This window comes from Streptomyces sp. NPDC048288 (assembly GCF_043201555.1).
GTDB lineage: Bacteria > Actinomycetota > Actinomycetes > Streptomycetales > Streptomycetaceae > Streptomyces.
Genome location: NZ_JBICZD010000014.1, coordinates 293,910 through 297,803, shown reverse-complemented (window position 1 = coordinate 297,803; position 3,894 = coordinate 293,910). Strand labels below are relative to the sequence as shown.

The window sequence follows — 3,894 nt, the reverse complement described above, 5'->3', positions numbered from 1 at the left end:
TACCCGCACACCAACCAGGTCGGCCAGACCGGCAAGAGCGTCTCCCCGCAGCTGTACATCGCCAACGGCATCTCCGGCGCCATCCAGCACCGCGCCGGCATGCAGACCTCCAAGACCATCGTCGCCGTCAACAAGGACGCCGAAGCCCCGATCTTCGAACTCGTCGACTTCGGCGTCGTCGGCGACCTCTTCGACGTCGTCCCCCAGCTCACCGACGAGGTCAAGGCCCGCAAGGGTTAGGGAAGTTCTGCGGTTCGGGACTGCCCTGGTCAGTACGACCTGGGCAGTCCCAGCACGTGCTGGGAGACGTAGTTCAGCACCATCTCCTGGCTGATCGGCGCGAGCCGCAGCAGCCGTGACTCACGGAAGTACCGCTCGACGTGGTACTCGCGGGCGTACCCCATACCGCCCAGTGTCTGCACCGCCCGGTCGGCGGCCTGGAATCCGGCGTCGGCGCACAGGAACTTGGCCATGTTGGCCTCACGGCCGCACTCCAGCCCCCGGTCGTAGCGCCAGGCGGCGTTGCGGGCCATCAGGCGGGCGGCGTCGAGGCGGGTCAGGGCTTCGGCGAGCGGGAAGGCGATGCCCTGGTTCTGGCCGATGGGGCGGCCGAAGACGATCCGGTCCTTCGCGTATCGGGTGGCCGCGTCCAGGGCCGCCCGGCCCAGGCCCAGGGCCTCGTGGGCGAGCAGGATGCGCTCGGGGTTGAGGCCGTCGAGGAGATAGCGGAAGCCTTCGCCCTCCTCCCCGATCCGGGCGCTCGCCGGGATCCGCAGGCCGTCGATGAAGATCTCGTTGGAGGCGACGGCGTTGCGGCCCATCTTGGGGATCGGCCGGATGTCCATCGCCGTGCGGTCGACGTCGACCAGGAAGACCGAGATGCCCTTCGTGGGCTTGTCGACCTGATCGCGCGGGGTCGTACGGGCGAGGAGCACCATCTTCTGGCTGTCGCCCGCCTTGGTGATCCAGATCTTGCGGCCGTCGATGACGTAGTGGTCGCCGTCGCGGCGGGCGAACGTGGAGATGCTGGTGGTGTCGGTGCCCGCGTCGGGTTCGGTGACGCCGAAGCAGACGTGCAGGTCTCCGGTGGCCGCGTGCGGAAGGACCTCGCGGCGGAGCCGCTCGCTGCCGTGCCGGGCCAGGACGTTGAGGCCGAAGATGGTCAGGTGCATGGTGCTGCAGCCGTTCATGCCGGCCCCCGAGGCGGCCACCTCCTCCAGCAGGAGTGAGGCCTCCAGCACGCCGAGTCCGCCGCCGCCGTACTCCTCGGGGACCGCGATCCCGAGCCAGCCGGCCTTGGCGAAGGCGTCGTAGAAGCTCCAGGGGAACTCGGCCCGTTCGTCCTGCCGGGCCCAGTACTCGGGGCCGAAGGAGGCGGCCAGCTCGCGGACGCCCGTACGGATGTCCTCCTGCTGCTCGGTCAGCTCGAAATCCACGTGGCCCCCTGGAGCGCAACCCTGCACAACTATGGAGAATGAGGTTTCCCTATACGTAGAATATCGTTCGCAGTCGGGGAGCGGAAGAAAGGGTGGGCCGTGAACATCGCGATGCTGCTCGACATGGCCGTGGCGGGCGATCCAGACCGAGTGGCGGTCGGGACGCACGGCTCGGGTATGACCTGTGCGGAGCTTCGGCGCACGGCCGGTGGAGTGGCGGCTGTCGTCCATCGGTCAGGAGCACAGGAGTTGGTGTTCGCCGGGGTCAACGGCCCGGACTTTCCCGTGCTGTTGTTCGGTGCCGCACTGGCGGGCGTGCCGCTGGTGCCCGTCAACTACCGGCTCTCCGCAGACGCGTTGACCGGTCTGCTCGATCACACCGACGCGCCGCTGGTGGTGGCGGACGAGTCCCTCGCGGGTGCGTTCGCCGGGGCCGGACTGACGGTGCGCACCCCCGAGGAACTGGTGGCGGAGGGACTGGCCGCCGAGCCGGCCGAGGGTCTGGAGGGTGCGGCGGACGACCCGGCCGTGCTGCTCTTCACCAGCGGGACCACCGCCGCACCCAAGGCCGCCGTGCTCCGCCACCGGCACCTGACCAGTTACGTCCTGCAGACCGTGGAGTTCGCCTCCGCCGCCCCTGACGACACCGTCCTGGCCTCGGTCCCGCCGTACCACGTCGCGGGCGTGGGCTCGGTGCTGAGCAGCCTGTACGCCGGCCGCCGCATGGTGCACCTGGGCGCCTTCGAGCCGGGCGCCTGGCTGGAGCTGGTCCGTTCCGAGGGCGTCACCTCCGCGATGGTGGTGCCGACCATGCTGTCCAGGGTCGTCGAGCATCTGGACGGCCGTCCGGCCGAGGTGCCGACGCTGCGCGCGCTGGCCTACGGCGGTGCCCGCATGCCGCACACGGTGCTGGAGGCGGCCCTGCGGGCCTTCCCGGGCACGGGTTTCACCAACGCCTACGGACTCACCGAGACCAGTTCCACCATCGCGCTGCTGGGCCCCGACGACCACCGCGCGGCGCTGGCCTCCGACGACCCCGAGGTGCGCGCCCGGCTGCGTTCGGCGGGCCGCATGGTGCCGGGCGTGGAGGCGCAGATCCGGGACACGGCCGGGGCCGTGCTGCCCGCCGGGGTGCCCGGCGAGCTGTGGGTGCGTGGTCCGCAGGTGTCCGGGGAGTACAAGGGGGCCGCCGCGCTGCTGGACGCGGAGGGCTGGTTCCGTACCCGGGATGTCGCCCGCTTCGACGACGGCGGTTATCTGTTCGTCGTGGGACGCGCCGACGACACGATCATCCGGGGCGGAGAGAACATCGCTCCCGCCGAGGTGGAGGACGTTCTGCTGGGCCATGAGGCCGTGCGCGAGGCGGCGGTCGTCGGGGTGCCGGACGAGGAGTGGGGCGAGCGGATCGCGGCCTTCGTCGTCGTCCACGAGGGCTCGGAAGTCGACGCCGAGGGGCTGCGGGCCTGGGTGCGTGCCCGCCTGCGCGGGTCCAGGACGCCCGATGTGGTCGTCTTCCGCGAGGAGTTGCCGTACACACCCACCGGAAAGCTGCTGCGGCGCGAGCTGCTGACACTGATAGGGAAGGGCTGACGCCGTGACGTCGTTCGCTGAGCTGCATGACCTGACGGGCAAGGTGGCGGTGGTCACCGGCGGTTCGCGCGGGATCGGGCGGGCCATCGTGCAGACGCTGGCGGAGGCCGGCGCGGATGTGGTGGTCGCCTCCCGGAAGGGTGAGGTGTGCCGGGCGGTCGCCGAGGAGGTGCGGGCGTCGACCGGGCGGCGGGCCGTCGGGATCGCCTGCCATGTCGGCCGGTGGGACGACTGCGAGCGGCTCGTGGCGGAGTCGGTGGAGCGGCTGGGCGGCCTGGACGTGCTCGTCAACAACGCCGGGATGTCACCCCCGTACGAGAGTCTCGACGCGGTCGGCGAGGAGCTGTACGACAAGACGCTCGCCGTGAACCTGAAGGGCCCGTTCCGGCTGGCGGTCCTCGCGGCGACGCACATGGCGGACCACGGTGGCGGCTCGATCGTCAACATCGGTACGGCCGGGTCGCTGATGGCGAGCGTCCACGAACTGCCCTACGCCTGCGCGAAAGCCGGTCTCAACGCACTCACGGTGGGGCTCGCGGAGGCGTACGCCCCGAAGGTGCGGGTGAACGCCATTCTCCCCGGGCCGGTGCTCACCGACGCCCACCGGGCCTGGGCGGCCGAGGACTTCGACACCTCGTTCGTGCCGCTGGGCCGGCTCGGTGTGCCGGCCGACGTGGCGCCCCTGGCACTGCACTTCGCCAGTGCCGCGTCCAGCTTCACGACCGGGGCGATCGTGCGGGTCGACGGGGGCATCACGCGGAAGGTGTGAGCGTCGTACGGCATACGGAAGGGGGGGGGGGGGGGGGGGCGCCGCCCCCCCCCCCCCCCCCCCCCCCCCCCCCCCCCCCCCCCCCCCCCCCCCCCCACG

At 71.5% G+C, this 3,894-nt stretch carries 4 protein-coding genes; 3 read left to right on the top strand and 1 reads right to left on the bottom strand.

What is annotated here, in order from left to right; all coding sequences use genetic code 11:
- The coding region (locus ACGFZS_RS40650) for an electron transfer flavoprotein subunit alpha/FixB family protein (protein ID WP_393799366.1) at positions 1-240 on the top strand (240 nt) is incomplete at its 5' end.
- A 29-nt stretch (positions 241-269) separates the two neighbouring features.
- On the opposite strand, the gene ACGFZS_RS40645 is transcribed toward ACGFZS_RS40650, so the two are convergent.
- A complete protein-coding gene (locus ACGFZS_RS40645) occupies positions 270-1,436 on the bottom strand; it encodes an acyl-CoA dehydrogenase family protein (RefSeq protein ID WP_393799365.1) in 1,167 nt (388 codons plus the stop codon).
- Positions 1,437-1,535: 99 nt separating this feature from the next.
- Between ACGFZS_RS40645 and ACGFZS_RS40640 the strand changes: the two genes are divergently transcribed.
- Positions 1,536-3,026 (top strand): class I adenylate-forming enzyme family protein, encoded by a 1,491-nt coding sequence (locus tag ACGFZS_RS40640; RefSeq protein ID WP_393799364.1) that lies wholly within the window; start codon positions 1,536-1,538, stop codon positions 3,024-3,026.
- A 4-nt stretch (positions 3,027-3,030) separates the two neighbouring features.
- Positions 3,031-3,795, top strand: coding sequence for a glucose 1-dehydrogenase (locus tag ACGFZS_RS40635; protein ID WP_359223863.1), 765 nt, complete (start codon positions 3,031-3,033; stop codon positions 3,793-3,795).
- The last annotated feature ends 99 nt before the right edge of the window (positions 3,796-3,894 follow it).